General features: G+C 70.8%; 16 protein-coding genes and 1 pseudogene. 6 read left to right on the top strand and 11 right to left on the bottom strand.

Going from position 1 to position 15,901, the window contains the following annotated elements:
- Positions 1–20: 20 nt before the first annotated feature.
- The 8 genes from LIX60_RS26105 to LIX60_RS26070 all read right to left on the bottom strand — a co-directional run bounded on the left by LIX60_RS26105 (position 21) and on the right by LIX60_RS26070 (position 8,581).
- Complete coding sequence (locus tag LIX60_RS26105; protein WP_227961153.1) at positions 21–1,466, bottom strand: GH1 family beta-glucosidase; 1,446 nt, start codon at positions 1,464–1,466, stop codon at positions 21–23.
- Entirely contained in the window at positions 1,463–2,536 is a 1,074-nt protein-coding gene (locus LIX60_RS26100; RefSeq protein ID WP_227961151.1) for an ABC transporter ATP-binding protein, read from the bottom strand. The genes LIX60_RS26105 and LIX60_RS26100 overlap by 4 nt, the downstream gene beginning before the upstream one ends.
- Complete coding sequence (locus LIX60_RS26095; RefSeq protein WP_227961149.1) at positions 2,533–3,546, bottom strand: ABC transporter permease; 1,014 nt, start codon at positions 3,544–3,546, stop codon at positions 2,533–2,535. The genes LIX60_RS26100 and LIX60_RS26095 overlap by 4 nt, the downstream gene beginning before the upstream one ends.
- Before the next feature lie 3 nt (positions 3,547–3,549).
- Positions 3,550–4,530 (bottom strand): ABC transporter permease, encoded by a 981-nt coding sequence (locus LIX60_RS26090; protein ID WP_227961147.1) that lies wholly within the window; start codon positions 4,528–4,530, stop codon positions 3,550–3,552.
- Entirely contained in the window at positions 4,527–5,723 is a 1,197-nt protein-coding gene (locus LIX60_RS26085; protein ID WP_227961145.1) for an ABC transporter ATP-binding protein, read from the bottom strand. Before LIX60_RS26085 ends, LIX60_RS26090 begins: the two co-directional genes overlap by 4 nt.
- Positions 5,724–5,885: 162 nt before the next feature.
- Positions 5,886–7,562: an ABC transporter substrate-binding protein gene (locus LIX60_RS26080; RefSeq protein ID WP_227961143.1), complete on the bottom strand. Its 1,677-nt coding sequence runs from the start codon at positions 7,560–7,562 to the stop codon at positions 5,886–5,888.
- Between the two features lie 149 nt (positions 7,563–7,711).
- A complete protein-coding gene (locus LIX60_RS26075; RefSeq protein ID WP_227961140.1) occupies positions 7,712–7,984 on the bottom strand; it encodes a LacI family DNA-binding transcriptional regulator in 273 nt (90 codons plus the stop codon).
- Between the two features lie 327 nt (positions 7,985–8,311).
- A complete protein-coding gene (locus tag LIX60_RS26070) occupies positions 8,312–8,581 on the bottom strand; it encodes a HAMP domain-containing protein (RefSeq protein ID WP_227962928.1) in 270 nt (89 codons plus the stop codon).
- 314 nt (positions 8,582–8,895) lie between these two features.
- Between LIX60_RS26070 and LIX60_RS26065 the strand changes: the two genes are divergently transcribed.
- Positions 8,896–10,395 (top strand): IMP dehydrogenase, encoded by a 1,500-nt coding sequence (locus LIX60_RS26065; RefSeq protein WP_227961138.1) that lies wholly within the window; start codon positions 8,896–8,898, stop codon positions 10,393–10,395.
- Between the two features lie 92 nt (positions 10,396–10,487).
- A pseudogene (locus LIX60_RS26060) lies at positions 10,488–11,336 on the top strand (helix-turn-helix domain-containing protein); the annotation flags it as partial.
- A 75-nt stretch (positions 11,337–11,411) separates the two neighbouring features.
- On the opposite strand, the gene LIX60_RS26055 reads toward LIX60_RS26060, so the two are convergent.
- On the bottom strand, positions 11,412–11,846 hold the full coding sequence (locus tag LIX60_RS26055; RefSeq protein WP_227961134.1) for a MarR family winged helix-turn-helix transcriptional regulator: 435 nt from the start codon (positions 11,844–11,846) through the stop codon (positions 11,412–11,414).
- A gap of 106 nt (positions 11,847–11,952) precedes the next feature.
- Here LIX60_RS26055 and LIX60_RS26050 point away from each other — a divergent pair, with 106 nt between their 5' ends.
- Positions 11,953–12,867, top strand: a complete 915-nt coding sequence (locus LIX60_RS26050) for an alpha/beta hydrolase (RefSeq protein ID WP_227961132.1) — start codon at positions 11,953–11,955, stop codon at positions 12,865–12,867.
- Positions 12,868–12,955: 88 nt separating this feature from the next.
- Here LIX60_RS26050 and LIX60_RS26045 read toward each other — a convergent pair whose 3' ends face one another.
- Together LIX60_RS26045 and LIX60_RS26040 are read right to left on the bottom strand one after the other, a co-directional pair.
- A complete protein-coding gene (locus LIX60_RS26045; protein ID WP_227961130.1) occupies positions 12,956–13,384 on the bottom strand; it encodes an SRPBCC domain-containing protein in 429 nt (142 codons plus the stop codon).
- A complete protein-coding gene (locus tag LIX60_RS26040) occupies positions 13,381–13,995 on the bottom strand; it encodes an ABATE domain-containing protein (protein WP_227961128.1) in 615 nt (204 codons plus the stop codon). The genes LIX60_RS26045 and LIX60_RS26040 overlap by 4 nt, the downstream gene beginning before the upstream one ends.
- Positions 13,996–14,063: 68 nt before the next feature.
- Between LIX60_RS26040 and LIX60_RS26035 the strand changes: the two genes are divergently transcribed.
- From LIX60_RS26035 to LIX60_RS26025, 3 genes are all read left to right on the top strand, one after another.
- Positions 14,064–14,519: a VOC family protein gene (locus tag LIX60_RS26035; protein WP_227961125.1), complete on the top strand. Its 456-nt coding sequence runs from the start codon at positions 14,064–14,066 to the stop codon at positions 14,517–14,519.
- Between the two features lie 124 nt (positions 14,520–14,643).
- Positions 14,644–15,372 (top strand): alpha/beta hydrolase, encoded by a 729-nt coding sequence (locus LIX60_RS26030; protein ID WP_227961124.1) that lies wholly within the window; start codon positions 14,644–14,646, stop codon positions 15,370–15,372.
- 112 nt (positions 15,373–15,484) lie between these two features.
- Positions 15,485–15,853: a VOC family protein gene (locus tag LIX60_RS26025; RefSeq protein WP_227961123.1), complete on the top strand. Its 369-nt coding sequence runs from the start codon at positions 15,485–15,487 to the stop codon at positions 15,851–15,853.
- The last annotated feature ends 48 nt before the right edge of the window (positions 15,854–15,901 follow it).

The raw sequence follows: 15,901 nt of genomic DNA, 5'->3' as shown, positions 1-15,901 counted from the left end.
CCCCGGGTGCCGGCCGGACGTCAGTCCGCGGCGGCCTGCCCCCCGGTGGCCCGGCCCGCGGCCTGACGGGTGAGCCGGATGGTGTCCCGGTACCAGAGTCCGCTGTCCTTGACGGTCCGGCGCTGGGAGCCGTAGTCGACGTGGACCAGACCGAACCGCTTGGCGTACCCGTAGGCCCACTCGAAGTTGTCCATCAGCGACCAGGCGAAGTAGCCGCGCACGTCGGCCCCGGCGCTCCGGGCCGCCGCCACCGCGCGGATGTGGTCGGCGAGGTAGGCGGTGCGGTCGGCGTCGTGCACCGAGCAGTCGGCCGCCGGCTCGTCGTCGAAGGCGGCCCCGTTCTCGGTGATCACCGTCGGCAGCCCGTAGTCCCCCTGCAGCCGCACCAGCAGTTCGGTCAGGCGCTCGGGGACGATCTCCCAGTCCATCGCCGTGCGCGGTCGGCCCTGCGGGACGATCCGCGTCACCGGCAGACCCTCCTCACCGGTCGTTGAGCCGTCCTCGGCGGTGCCGGAGAAGACGTGACCGGTGTAGAAGTTGACGCCGAGCACGTCCAGCGGTGCGGAGATCGTCTCCAGGTCGCCGTCCCGCACGGGCAGCGTCACACCCCGGGCGGCCAGGTCCTCCACCACGTCCTGTGGATAGCGCCCGTGCACCAGCGGGTCCAGGTAGAGCCGGGTGCCCATACCGTCGGCGCGGCGTGCGGCGGCCCGGTCGGCCTCACTGTCGCTCGCCGGGGTGGCGGTGCCCAGGTTGAGGGTGATGCCCAGCTCCTCGGGAGGGCTCCCGGCGGCGCGCAGCCCCCGTGCGGCCAGCCCGTGGCCGAGCAGCAGATGGTGGACGGCACGCATGGAGTCGCCGAAGTCGCGGCGGCCGGGCGCGTGTTCCCCCTGGTCGTAGCCGAGCACGGCCGAGCACCACGGCTCGTTCAGCGTCGTCCAGTGCCGGATGCGGTCGCCGAGGGCGTCGTGGGCGATCCGGGCGTAGTCGGCGAACCGGTATGCGGTGTCGCGCTCCGGCCAGCCGCCCGCGTCCTCCAGCTCCTGGGGCAGGTCCCAGTGGTAGAGGGTGACCCACGGGGTGATGCCGCGCTCCAGCAGCTCGTCGACCAGCCGGTCGTAGAAGGCGATGCCGCGCGGGTTGCCCTTCCCTCGCCCGCCCGGCTGGATCCGCGGCCACGCCAGCGAGAAACGGTAGGTGTCCACGCCGAGGGAGGCGATCATCTCCACGTCCTGCGGCATCCGGTGGTAGTGGTCGCAGGCGGTGTCTCCGTTCTCGCCGCCGGCCACGGCTCCGGGCACGCGGCAGAAGGTGTCCCAGATGGAGGGGGTGCGGCCGTCCTCGGCGGCCGCGCCCTCGATCTGGTACGACGAGGTGGCCACCCCCCAGCGGAAGTGCGCGGGCAGCCCGGGGACCGGCTCCGGCGCCGGGGCGGTCAGGGGGGATGCGGGAACGATGGCGGTCATGCTTCTCCGTCTCGGTGGTCGTGGTTCAGCCAGCAGGCGACGCTGCGGCCGGTGTCTGCGTCCGTGCCGGTAGCGGTGTCGGCGACGGGCGCGAGATGGGGCGTGCGCCGGTCGCAGGGTTCGAAGGACTTCGGACAGCGCGGGTGGAAGGCACAGCCGGACGGCATGGCCCTCAGGTCCGGCGGGGAGCCGGGTATGCCGGTCAGTTCGCGGCGCGGGCCGTGCAGTGCGGGGAAGGAGTGCAGCAGCCCGTGGCTGTACGGGTGGCGGGGGTCGCGGTAGATGTCGGCGGCCCCGGCCTGCTCCACGACCCGGCCGCCGTACATGATGGCGATCCGGTCGGAGAACTCGATCAGCAGCGAGATGTCGTGGGTGATGAAGACGACCGAGAAGCCCAGCTCCTCGCGCAGCCGCACCAGCTGCCGCAGGATCTGGCGCTGCATCACCACGTCCAGCGCGGTGGTCGGTTCGTCCATGATGACGACATCCGGCTCCAGGGCCAGCGCCATCGCGATCATCACCCGTTGCCGCATCCCGCCGGAGAGCTGGTGCGGATAGGCGCCCAGCCGGTCGGGGGAGATCCCCACCAGCGACAGCAGCTCCCGCGCCAGCCCGGCCCGCTCCTCCCGGGACATCTGCGGCCGGTGGGCCTTCAGGACGTCGGTGAGCTGGGTGCGGACGGTGTGGACGGGGTTGAGGGAGTTCATCGCCCCCTGGAAGACGATGGAGACCTCCTGCCAGCGGAACGCCCGCAGCTCCCGCGGGGTCATGGCCAGCACGTCCACCGGCTCTCCCTCACGCGGGTGGTAGCGCACGTCCCCGCCGGTGATCACCCCGGGCGGGGAGAGCAGCCGGGTGATGGCGTAGGCCAGGGTGGACTTGCCCGAGCCGGACTCGCCGGCCAGGCCCAGCACCTCGCCGCGGCGCAGAGTCAGGTCCACGTCGTGCAGGGCCCGCACCGCACCGTCCCCGACGCCGTAGTCGACGGACAGGCCGCTGATCTCCAGCACCGGCGGCTGCGTCGCAGCGTGCGCCGGAGTGCTCACGGGGGAAGTGGCCGATGTGCTCATACGGGGGTCTCCTCGGTCTCGCGCGCCCCGCCCGCTTCCCTCGCGGGCTCCGCCCCACCGCGCGGGGCGCGGGCAACCGGGGTGAAGCCGACCCGCATCCGGGCTCCGCCTCGGACGCGGACGGCGTTGCGCAGCCTGGGATTGACGAATTCGTCGATGCCGAAGTTGATCAGCGTCAGTGCCGTGCCCAGCAGTGCGATGCACAGCCCGGCGGGCACGAACCACCACCACGCGCCCTGGCCGAGGGCCTGGTTGCTCTGCGCCCAGAAGAGGATGGTCCCCCAGTTCCAGTGGGAGATGTCGGCCACACCGATGAAGGCCAGGGTGATCTCCGAGAGCACCGCGAAGATCACCGTTCCGACGAATCCGGAGGCGATGACGGCGGTCAGGTTCGGCAGGATCTCGAAGACGATGATCCGCCAGGTGGACTCGCCGGTGGCCCGTGCGGCCTGGACGTAGTCCCGCGCACGCAGCGACATGGTCTGCGCGCGCAGCACCCGGGCTCCCCAGGCCCACGCGGTGAGGCTGATGACCATCGCGATGATCATGTCGCCGGAGTCCGGCAGGAAGCTGGCGATGATGATGATCAGCGGCAGCCCGGGCAGGACGAGGAAGATGTTGGTGAGCGCGGAGAGCACCTCGTCGCCGATGCCGGACAGGAAGCCGGAGCTCACCCCAACCAGTACCGACAGCAGCGTCGCGAAGAAGCCCGCGACGAAGCCCACCACGAGCACCCCGCGGGTGCCCACCAGTACCTGGGAGAAGATGTCCTGCCCGGTCTGTGTGGTGCCGAACGGATGCTTCCAGGAGGGCGGTTGGAGCACGTCGTCGCTCATCGCGGACGGGGCGTACGGGGCCAGCCACTCCCCGGCGACGGCGAGCAGGACGAACAGGCCCAGAATCATCAGCCCGGTCGCGGTCTTGCCGTTGCGCAGGAAGCGCAGCCGGTCGCGGCGGGCCACGGGCGGGGCGACGGCGACGACGGCGCTTTCGGAGGCTTGGACGGCCATGGGTCAGCCCTCCTTCCGGGTGCGCGGGTCGAGGATCACGTAGAGCAGGTCGGCCAGGAGGTTGGCGGCCAGCACGGCCAGGGTGATGATCAGGAAGACGCCCTGCATCAGCGGGTAGTCCTTGGCGCCGACGCCCTGGAAGAGGACGTAGCCGATGCCCGGGTAGGAGAAGACCATCTCCACCAGCAGCGTGCCGCCGACGATGAAGCCGAGTGAGAGGGCGAAGCCGGAGACGTTGGGCAGGATCGCGTTGCGGGCGGCGTAGGAGAACATCACCCGGCGCTCGGGCAGCCCCTTGGCCTGGGCGACCATCACGTAGTCCTCGGAGGAGACGGTCACCATCATGTTCCGCATCCCCAGGACCCAGCCGGCCATCGCGCTGAGCACGACGGTCGTGCCCGGCAGCACCGCGTGATACAGCGCGCTGGAGAGGAACTCCCCGCTGAGAGAGGGCACCAGGGAGGTGTCGTAGCCGCCGGAGGCGGGGAAGAGCGGCCACTGCACGGCGAACACCGCGATGGCGATCAGCCCCAGCCAGAAGTAGGGAATGGCCGAGATGAACGTGGTCACCGGCAGCAGACCGTCCAGCCAGGAGCCGCGCTTCCAGCCGGCGAAGATGCCGATGCCGGTGCCGAGCAGGAAGCTGATCAGGGTCGTGGTGCCGACCAGCGCCAGCGTCCACGGCAGGCTCTGGGCGATGACCTCCGAGACGGGGGTGGGGAAGAAGGTGAACGACGTGCCCAGGTCGCTGCGGGCCAGGCCGGCCCAGTAGTCGGTGTACTGCTGCCACAGCGAGCTGTCCCGGTCGAGCCCGAAGAGGGCCTCCAGGGAGGCGATGGACTTGCTGGAGAGCTGGCCCTGATAGCGGGCGAGCAGCGACTGCACCGGGTCGCCGGGCATCAGCCGGGGGATGAGGAAGTTGATGGTGATGGCCGCCCAGGCGGTCAGGAGGTAGAAGGCCAGGCGCTGGAGGACGAACTTCACGAGGCGGCCCCCCGCCCGGCTCCGGCGGCCGACGCGCCCCCGGGGGCCGGTACGTCCGGGGCGATGTCGTACAGCCAGCAGGCGGCCCAGTGGCCGTCGTTGAGGTCGAAGCGCGGCGGGGTCCGGTCGCGGCAGCGCTCCATCGCCAGCGGGCAGCGCGGGTGGAAGCGGCAGCCGGCCGGCGGCGAGATCAGGCTGGGCGGCTCGCTCGCCGAGGGGTCGGTGGTTTCCCCGCCGTCCCCGCTGCCCTCGCCGGTCGCGCCGGTCGCGCCGGTCGCGCCGTCACCTGTGACCCGGTCCGGGTCGGGGGCGGAGTCCAGCAGCAGCCGGGTGTAGGGGTGGGCGGGGCGCTGGGTGACGGTCTCGCTGTCGCCGCCCTCGACCATCCTCCCCGCGTACATCACCAGCGTCTCGTCCGCGAAGTAGCGGGCCGAGGCGATGTCGTGGGTGATGTAGAGGATCGCCAGGTCCAGCCGCTCCTTGAGGTCGCGCAGCAGGTTGAGCACGCCCAGGCGGATGGAGACGTCCAGCATGGAGACGGGCTCGTCGGCCAGCAGCACCCGCGGGCCGGCGGCCATGGCGCGGGCGATGGCCACCCGCTGGCGCTGGCCACCGGACAGTTCGTGCGGGAAGGCGTCCAGATAGCGGGCGGCCGGGGTGAGCTGTACCCGCTCCAGGAGCGCGGCCAGCGCCTCCTCCAGCTCCGCCGCACCGCTGCCGGCCCGGCCGTGGACGCGCAGCGCGCGGGTGAGGTGGTAGCGCACGGTGTGCACCGGGTTGAGCGAGGCGAACGGGTCCTGGAAGATCAGCTGGACGTGCCGGCAGTACGCGCGGAACGCCCGTCCCCGTCCGGCCCGCACCGGCTTTCCGTCCAGCCGGATCTCCCCGGCGGTCGCGGGGTAGAGCTGGGCGAGCAGCCGGGCGACGGTGGACTTTCCCGATCCGGACTCGCCGACCAGCGCGGTCACCGAGCCGCGGCGCAGCCGCAGCGACACGTCGTCCACCGCGTGGACGGCCCGGCGCGGCCCGCCCAGCAGAGCGCGGGCGCCACGCCGCACGGGGAAGTGCTTGCTCACCCCCCTGGCCTCCAGCACCACCCGCTCGCCGGGGCCGGCGGGATCGGCGCCGGCCGCGGGGCCGGGGTTGCGGTCGGGTGGTGGTGCGGCGTGTTCTTCGGAGCGTTCTTCGGGCATGGCTCTTCCTGTTGTCCCTGTGGTCATGGCTGTCGGGCCGCCTGTGCGGGGTGCGCGGGGATGCCGGAGAGTACGGAGAGGGGCCCGCCCCGCCGCGGGGCGGGGAGGGGATGCGGTGCGGCGGGGCGGGGGCCCACCCGGCGTCCGGCGCCCGGCTCGCGGTCAGGAGGCGGGGCGCAGGCGCAGGACGACGTCCAGGGCGTTGGGCTGGGTGGGCTGCGGCGGCGCGTACGGGTCGGACTCCGAGGGCCAGCCGTCCCAGTTGCGGGTGCTGTACTCGGCGCCGATGGGAGCGGCGGCGGTGGAGATGAGCGGCACTTCCTCAACCATGATCCGCTGGAGTTCGTTCAGCGCCTTGGTGCGGGTGCCCTCGTCGCTCGCGTTCGCGTACTCCTTGAGAGCGTCGGTGGCCGCCTCATTGCGGAAGCGGCCGAAGTTGCCGCCGGGGGACGGCTTGCCGATCGGCTGGTACAGCTCGCCGTCCATCACGTTCTGGTACATGTCGTACGGGGTGGCGCCGCTGTTGGTCCAGTGCAGGCTGGCGTCGAAGTCGCCCTCGTTCATCGCGGTGGTCCAGGCGTCGACGGTCTGGGTCCTGACCTTGGCCTCGATGCCGATCTTCTTGACGTTGTCCTTGATGATCGACAGACCGGTGAGGTAGTCCGACCAGCCGGCGGGGTCGGTGAGCGTCATCTTCACCGGCTTGCCCGAGGGGTCCTTCAGGACGCCGTCGGCCAGGGTGTAGCCGGCCTTCTTCAGTTCCTTCTTGGCGGCCTCGACGTCCACCTCCTGCTTCTCGTCCTGGTACGCGGGCGCGATGAAGGGCTCGCCGGCGGGCAGCGGGATGCCCGTCACGCTCTCGATCTTGGGATAGAGCGTGGCCTGCGCCCGGACGTGGATGGCCTCACGGTCGACGACGTGGTTGATGGCGCGGCGCAGCGCCGGGTCGTCGAAGGGCTTCTTGGCGGTGTTGAACCACAGGCCGTGGACGCCCAGTCCGGACGGGAACCAGAGCTTGTTGTGCTCGGGGTCCTTGGAGACGTAGATCTTCTTGTAGTCGGGGGTGAAGACGAAGGACCACTCGCAGGTGCCGTTGGCCAGGGCCGTGGTCTGCGCGTTGTTGTCGTTGTAGGAGGTGTAGCGCAACTCCTCGACCTTCGGCTTGTCCTGCCAGTAGGTGTCGCGGGCGGTGAGGGTGATGGTCTGCGGCGTGAAGGTCTTGAGCGTGTACGGGCCGGTGCCCACGGGCTTCTTGTTGGGCCAGGTCTCGGGGTTCTTCACTTCCGACCAGATGTGCCGGGGCACGATGAAGGTGGTCAGGATCTTGCTCTGGTTGACGAACTGCGACTCGGGGAAGGTCAGTTCGACGGTGTCGCCCTCGCGGCTGATGCCGTCGTAGGGGATGGCGTTGGTGTTGAGCGCCTCGTTCTCCTTCAGCAGCCGGAAGGTGAACTCCACGTCCTCCGCGCTGAACTTCTTCCCGTCGGACCAGGCGGGCCCGTCCTGCACGGTCAGGGTGAGCTTCCTGTAGTTGTCCGACCACTTCCACTCACTGGCCAGCCAGGGCTTGCCCTTTTCGGCGGGACGGACGCCGTTCACCATCACCAGCGGCTCGTAGATCATGAAGCGATACCCCAGGGAGGCGCCGGCGGAGGTGCCCAGGAACGGGTTGCTGTTGTTGGTCTGCGGGCCGTTGGGCATGCCGACGGTGAGCACGCCCGTGGCCCCCTTGCCCTGGGAGCCGCCCGCACCTGGGGCGCCCGCGGTGCAGCCGGCGAGCAGGGCGGTGGCGGCGAGGGCCACCGCGACGGCGGTTCTGGTCCGGGTTCGGACTCTCATGGTTCTCCTCCTGGGTCTTTCCGTTCGCTCACCGTGAGCGAGGGGACGATTGCGGTTCGTCATGAGAGCGCTCTCAAAACGAGGGGACCTCTGCGCTTGAGAGCGCTCTCATGGGGTATCTGCGGCGCTACGGTTCGGGTTGCGGGTATCTAGGGGGCGAGGACCGGGGTCAGGGCCGACGCTCGGTCCACCGGCTCGGCGGGCAGGGCGGCACGGCCGCCGCCGGGGAGGCCGCCCGGAGGGTCGCCGCCGATCCGGGCCGGCGGCAGCCCGACGGCGCGCGAACCGGGTCCGCACCCCAGCCCGCCGATGACGTCGCGCACCCGCCCGGCGGTCCACTCACCCTTGCCGTCGAGCACCCGGGAGACGGCCGACGTGCCGACGCCGGCCGCACGGGCGGCATCGGCGATGGCGGCGCGCATGGGCACTCCTTCGGGGGCTCGGCCCGGCGACAGCGGGGACGCGAACGGGGCGGCGGGGCGGTGACACCGGTTCCGTGCCCGGTACCGGTGCCGGGCACGGAGTCAAGCGGTAGCGAGGGAGGGGCGTCAAGGCTTCACGCCCAAATTGGGCATCACAGTTTGAGAGCGCTCTCAAACAGCATTTTCGTTCACCACTTGAAGACACTTCCCCTCGTTCAAGCCCTTGACGGCCGGGTTCCCCGGGAGTTGACTCTCCTCTCGAACCAAGACTTGAAAGCGGGCGGCTGGTGCACCGAGCTGCCCGCCCGCCCCGTCCGCGCCGCGCCCTCACCGCGCACGGGGCCGGCTTCGTCTCCCCCATGGCTGCCGCGCGATCGTGTACCCGCCGCTGCCCCGGGAAGGGCGCGTGGACGGCCGCCGGCTCAAGCGATGGCAGCGTCGGGGCGGCACCTGGCTCAGCATCGCGTTGAGAGCTTGCCCCAGACGGCCTGTCTCGGTCCGCGGAGACTGATGCGGTCTACGGCGGGAAAGGTCTCCCGCGACGGTGGCGTCGGCGGTGACTTCCACGGTGCGCAGGGGGCACAGCGAGGCGCGCATCAGTCCGGTGACCATCGTGACGGGCTGATCCGGTTCGCCGCGATGGCGGGTGTCCCGGTCGCGTACGTCCTCGGTTTGTTCTCCTACGGCCAACTGCCAGGTGACGGCGACGATTCGTGCCGCGGCCGAGTCGGCCGATAGGGTGCCGCGTCACGACCGCACTCCGTTCGAACCGCGGGCCGGTCAGGGCTCTGCCGCAGCCGGTGGCACCTTCACGGCTGCCGTGCCGGTCCCTGCCCGCCCGGACCCCGGGACGCGGGGGGCGATCCTCACGGCGGGGCAGTCGGCCCCGGCCGACGGGTCAGGAGGAACGAGTGGCACAGATCATCGCCGAGGTCTCACGGACGTTCAACGAGTTCCTGCTCTTGCCCAACCGGACGCGGACCGACTGCTCGTCCGCGACGGTCGACCTGCGCACACCCCTGGTACGGCACCTCGCGGGCGAGGCACCGGCGATCGAACTGCGCTCCCCGTTCACGTCCGCGATCATGCAGGCCGTCAGCACTCCGGAGCTCGCCATCGCGCTCGCGCGCAACGGCGGCCTCAGCTTCCTGCACCACAACCAGCCGGTCGAGGACCAGGCCGCGGCGGTCCGGCAGGTGAAGAACTTCAAGGCCGGGTTCGTCACCAGCGACACCAACGTCCGCCCCGACGACAGCCTGGGCCTCCTGGCCGAGGTCATGCGCCGCACCGGCCACAGCACCGCCGCGGTCACCCACGACGGGACCGCCACCGGCCGCCTGCTGGGCCTCGTGACCTCCCGGGACTTCCACCCCCAGCGCCACGGCCCGGACGGACCGGTCAGCAGCCGGATGACCACCGTCGCCGAACTGGCCCACGCCGGGCCGGACATCACGCTGTCCGAGGCCAACGCGCGGCTGTGGGACGAACGGCTGGACTGCCTCCCGGTACTGGATGCCGGGGGCCACCTGCAACACCTGGTGTTCCGTTCCGACTACACGGACAACAAGCGGTTCCCGGACCAGCTCGTGGACGCCGCCAAGCGGCTGCGCGTGGGCGCGGGTGTCAACACCCACGACTACCGGGAGCGCGTCCCGGCCCTGCTGGAGGCGGGCGTGGACGCGTTGTGCTTCGACTCCTCCGACGGCTACAGCGACTGGCAGGCGCAGGCCCTGTCCTGGGTGAAGAAGCACTACCCGGAGATCCCGGCCGGCGGCGGCAACGTGGTCGACGGCGAGGCGTTCACCTTTCTCGCCGAGGCGGGAGCGGACTTCGTCAAGGTCGGGGTGGGCGGCGGCTCCATCTGCATCACGCGGGACCAGAAGGGCATCGGCCGCGGCCAGGCCAGCGCCGTGCTGGACGTCGCCGCGGCCCGGGACGCCTTCCGCGAGCGCACCGGCGCGTATGTGCCGATCTGCTCCGACGGCGGGCTGGTGCACGACTACCACGTGGCCCTGGCCCTGGCGATGGGCGCCGACTTCGTGATGATGGGGCGTTACTTCGCACGCTTCGACCAGGCCGCCGGCGCGAAGCTGCCCACCCGTGACGGCTTCGTCAAGGAGTACTGGGGCGAGGGCTCCAACCGGGCCCGCAACTGGCAGCGCTACGGCCAGGGCGGTGGCCGGGGGCTGGTCTTCGAGGAAGGCGTGGACGGCTACGTCCCCTACGCGGGCGGCCTCGACGAAGGGCTCGCCCTGACCGTCGCCAAGCTGAAGACCACGATGGTCTCCTGCGGCTCCACCACCGTGCCGGAGTTCCGGTCCACGGCACGGCTGACGCTCGTCTCGGAGCAGAGCTTCCAGGAGAGCCACGCCAACGTCACCCTGCGGGACACCCCGGGGACGGTCTCCTGAGCTGACTAGTGCTCTGACCGGGAAGGTTCGCCGGGTCGGCGGTTCCAGCGGTTGGATGTCCGGAGACGTCCGACCCAACCGTTGGGGGTGTGGTGGCTGAGCCTGTCCGTGTGCGCAGATTGACCGACCAGGAGGGGCAGAAGCTGCAGCAGATCGTGCGCCGGGGCAGCACCAGCTCGGTGCGATACCGGCGCGCGATGATGCTGTTGGCCTCGGCCGGCGGAAACCGGGTCCCGGTGATCTCGAAGCTGGTTCAGGCTGACGAGGACACCGTCCGCGACGTGATCCACCGGTTCAACGAGATCGGCCTGGCCTGCCTGGACCCTCGCTGGGCGGAAGGCCGTCCCCGCCTGCTCAGTCCTGACGACGAGGACTTCGTCGTCCAGACGGCCACCACCCGCCCGACCAAGCTCGGCCAGCCCTTCACCCGCTGGTCCATCCGTAAACTCGCCGCCTACCTGCGGAAAGTGCACGGCCGTGTGATCCGGATCGGCCGCGAGGCATTACGGTGCCTGCTCGCCCGCCGCGGCATCACCTTCCAGCGCACCAAAACCTGGAAGGAGTCGCCCGACCCCGAGCGTGACGCCAAGCTGGACCGCATCGAGGAGGTGCTGGAACGCTTCCCGGACCGCGTGTTCGCGTTCGACGAGTTCGGGCCGCTCGGCATCCGCCGCTGGGCGAAGAAGAACCGCGTCGAGCTGTGCTTCACCCCGACCTACGCCTCCTGGGCCAACCCGATCGAAGCCCATTTCGGGCCACTGCGGCAGTTCACGATCGCCAACTCCAACCACCGCAACCACAGCGTGCAAACCCGGGCCCTGCACGCCTACCTGCGCTGGCGAAACACCAACACCCGCCACCCCGACATCCTCGCGGCGCAGCGTCGCGAACGTGCCCGCGTCCGAAGCGAGAAGGGCCTCCGCTGGGGCGGACGTCCCTTGCCGTCGCAACCTGAACGATCTGACGAATCCACGCGGTCGCGGCCCGAACGTGCAGCAGAGCACCGGGCAGACGAATCACTCGCGCGTACGGCCTGACGCGGGCGAGGCGAGCATCGCTTTGAGGATGCGTTGCAGCTCAACGCGGTCCTGGGGGGTGACCCTCGCCAACCTGCGGTCGTACTCCGCCGCGAGAGCTGCAAGTGCTCGATCGCGTGCTTGCGTGCCCTCAGCGGTCAGTACGAGCCGATGACGCCGCAAGTCCGCCTCGTCGATCTCGCGGCGGACAAAGCCCTTGGCGACGAGGTTGCGAACGTAGACCGTCACGCTCGCCTTGGGCAGCAGCAGCGCAGTCGCGATCTCAGCCGGGTACGGCGATGCCTCCACCTCGGCCAGGACGAAGAACTCCTTCGTCTCCAACCCGAGCTCGGCCAGCTCCCCCGTGCAGGCATCCATCACAACACCCAGCAGCCGCTGGTTCAGCGTCCACAGCTGCGCCCCGTCGACTGACATCGACCCTCCATCCAGGTGATACAGTTTCGTATTAGTTTCAGATCGTACAAGATATTATTTTGTACTGGACTCCTATGGAACAACAATCTCACGAAGGAAGCCAGGCATGCTTCAGCACCTCACGATCCCGCGCGGTCCCATCAACCTCGCCGCGGACCTCCACCTGCCCGACAACGCCGACAGCAGTGCACCGCTGCGCGCCGTGGTGCTCTCCACCCCAGGCAGCAGCGTGAAGGAGCAGATCGGCGCCAACTACGCCTCCCGTCTCGCCGCCCGCGGCATCGCGGCGCTCGTCCTCGACCCCGCCCATCAGGGCCAGAGCGAGGGCGAGCCCCGCGACCTCGAAGACCCCTACCGCCGAGGTGAGGACATCTCCTACGCCATCGACGTGCTCACCACGACCCCCGGCATCGACCCGCAGCGCATCGGCGTCCTCGGCATCTGCGCCGGTGGAGGCTACGCCGTGCACACCGCCCGCACGGACCACCGCATCAAAGCGGTCGGTACGGTCGTCCCCGTCAACATCGGCAACGCGTTCCGCAGCTTCTCCCCCAACGGTCCGGCCGCAGCACTCGACGCCCTCGCGGACGCACGGACCGAAGAGGCCCGCTCCGGCGGGACGACCCGCGTGAACTGGCTGCCCGACACCCTCGAGGACGCCGCGGCAGCGGGCCTGACCGACATCGACACCACTCAGGCCATCACCTACTACCGCACCGAGCGCGGCGGTAACGAACACTCCACGAACCGGCGCCTCTTGCGCAGCGACTCCCACCTGCTGGGCTACGACGCGTTCCACCTGGCCGATCAGCTCATGACCCAACCACTCCAGGTCATCCTCGCCGGACGCATCGGCAACACCGGCTCCTACGACACCGGCATGCAGCTGTGGAAGCTGGCCCCCAACCCCGTCGACCTCATGGTGATCGACGGCGCCGGCCACTACGAGATGTACAACGAACCCGAATACGTCGACGCTGCCGTCGAACGACTCGTCAGCTTCTATGCAAACAACCTGTAAGGCATACGAACCGGCGAACCTATGCGGTCACAGCACTAGCCGCCGAGTGCCGCCATGAGGGACTGGCGGCCGACTGCGGCAGCGCCGCTCAGCGGTTCCCTTCCGGCAGCAGCGCGCCCGCCACCTCGTCCATGACCGACTGCCAGTGACGGCGCCGGTCTTCGCGCTCCGCCGCGCTCGTCAGGCGTTCCTGGTGGAAGCGGAGAACCGACTTCTCTCCCCTGGGCGTGACGGTGACCTGCACGGTGCTGTCCCGGTGCGCGCCGGGCGGACGGTGGGTGAGGCGGATACGGACTCCCTCGTGGTACCCGCGGACCTGCCCGGTGGTGCCGTCGCCGGTGCGGTAGGCGGAGCCGCGCTCGGGGGTGATCTCGGCGCCGCGGCCCAGCCACAGGGCCGGCCCTTCCGGCCCGGTGAGGAAGCGCCAGACGGTTCCGGGCGGCAGCGGCAGGGTCCTGGAGACGCCGATCTCGTATCCGGCGTCCTTGGTCAGTCCGGTGGGGGTGGAACGCGTCACGGGTGCTCCTCCTCGGTGCGGTCTCGGCGGGCGCGCAGGGCGCGGACCTTGTGGCGGTTGCCGCAGCGCTCCATGGAGCACCAGCGGCGGCGGCCGGACCGGGACAGGTCCACGAAGACGAGCGGGCAGTCGCCGGCGCCGCACTCGCGGATGCGGCCGGCGTCGGGGCCGGTCAGCAGCTCGACCGCGTCGCGGGCGATGGACGAGAGGGCCTGGGCGCCGGTGACCGGCGGGGCCCAGGCGCGCGTCCCGTCCGGGGCGATGCGCGGGACGAGGGCCGGGTGCGCCGCCGCCCGGTTCACTTCGGCCAGATCACCGGCGGGCAGGGAAGCGTCTCCGATGACGGCGCGGGCCAGGTGCCACAGGGCGTCGCGGAGCCGGCGGCCCGCCGCCGCGTCCTCGGGACCGGCCCGGATCTCGCCGGGGTCGAGGCCGAGACGGGAGAGGGCCAGCCAGCCGGCCAGTTCCCGCGGGCCGTGCAGCGCCTCGAAGCGGGAAAGCGGGCCCGGCCCGCCGGTGGTGAGGAATTCCAGACAGAGGGCACCCGGGTCGAAGCGGAAACGGGCGCCGTCCCGCGCCTGGAGGACCAAACCGGTTGCCGACCGACTCATGTAACCAGTATATCTGGTTACGGCGAGAGGGCCGTAGCCGGAGCCCCGCCGGACACGGGAGGACCCGCATGGCCGTGCACTGGAAACTCGTCGTCGACTGCGCCGACCCGCTGCGCCTCGCCCGCTTCTGGGCCGAGGCCCTCGGCTACGAGCAGGAGGACAACAGCGCGCTCATCGAGCGGCTGATCAGCTCACGCACGGGCCTGGTGAGTGACGACGACTGGACCGTGGTCGACGGGCGCAAGGCATGGCGGACCCTCGCCGCCGTGCGCCACCCCGAGGATCCGATGGACGAGAACACCGGCGCCGGGCTCGGCCGCCGCGTGCTCTTCCAGGCCGTACCCGAGTCGAAAACGGTCAAGAACCGGCTCCACATCGACCTGCACTTCGCCCCCGGGGAGCGGGACGCGGAGGTGGCGCGGCTGGAGGGACTCGGTGCCGGCGTGCTGCGGACCGTGGACGAGCCGTCCGGCAGCTGGGTCGTCATGGCCGACCCCGAGGGCAACGAGTTCTGCGTCAACTAGCCCTGCCCCGCAACACGTTCGTCCTGTTTGGTGAGCGCTTGAGCGAGCAGCCCGATCGGTAGGGTCGGCATCGGGCGCGCGACGCGTCAGGACCTTCCGCAGAACGGAGCAGGTGGAGTTGACCGTGGATGTCGCTGTGGTGGTCGGACTCGTCTATGAACCCGGTGGGCAGCGTCTGGACGTGTACCGGCCGGCGACCACGCCGGAGGCTGCGCCGGTCGTGCTCCTCTGGCACGGGAGCGGCCCCGGGGAACGGGACGTTCTCACGCCGCTGGCCCGGGCCGCGGCCTCACTCGGTGTCGTCTGCTTCGTCCCCGACTGGCGGCCGGACGCCCACGACCGCGGGCGCAGTCACCTCCGCGCGTCAGCCGTGTTCGTCAGGGAGAACGCAGCCGATTTCGGTGGTGACACCAGAAGGGTCACGCTCGCCGGCTGGTCCCTGGGAGGCAAGGCCGCGATGGCAGCGGCTCTGGACCCGCATGCGCTCGACGGCCGGCGGCCCCAGGCCGTCGTCGGTGTCGCCGGTGGATACACCGGACCGGACCCGCTGACGGGCCGCGCCCCGCTCGACGAACTGATCAGGTCCGAACCATCGCTGCCCGGCCTCCCCGTCCGGCTGGTCCACGGCTCTGCCGATCCGGTCGTGGACATCCGGCAGTCACGCCGGCTCCACGCGGCTCTCCAGCTCCGGGGCTGGCCGTCCTCGCTCGATGAGCCCGACACCGACCACGCCGGGGTGATCATGACCGAATACGACCCCGAGTCCCGCCGCTGCCGGCCCAGCCACGCCGACCACGCCGTACGAGCCGGAAACCGGACAGCGCACATCCTCGCCCACGCCGCCGGCATCTGACCTCTCGCACATCGGACGGGGCGCGGGCCGTCCCGAGCAGGCACCGCTCCGCCGTCACGGCCGCGCACGCAGGGCGGTTTGGGGCGCGCTGCGGCCGACCAGAAGGATGGTCATGCTGACTCTCGGAACCGTCGTCATGGGTGTGTCCGATGTCGAGCGCGCGGTGCGCTTCTGGCAGGAGGCGCTGGGTTATGTGCTGCGGGACCCCGTCGAGGACGGATGGACCGTGCTGATCCCGGCCGGCCGCCCCGGCCCCGGCCTGGCGCTCACCGTCAGCGAGACGCCCGCGCGGCACCATCCGAGGACCCACCTCGATCTGTACGCCGCCGACGCCGCCGAGCAGGCCGCCGAGGTGGAGCGTCTGGTGTCGCTCGGCGCCGAGCGGGTGGACTGGGACCTCTACCCGGAGGACCCGGATTTCGTCGTGCTCGCCGACCCGGAGGGCAACCGCTTCTGCGTCATCGACACCACCCACGGTTGAGCGACGGCGTTGCGTCGCTTCCGCGACACCGGGCGCACGCCTTCCGCG

This window comes from Streptomyces sp. S07_1.15 (assembly GCF_020739505.1).
Lineage (GTDB): Bacteria > Actinomycetota > Actinomycetes > Streptomycetales > Streptomycetaceae > Streptomyces > Streptomyces xinghaiensis.
Note: the sequence above shows the minus strand (reverse complement) of the source record. Positions and strands in the feature narration are given on the sequence as shown.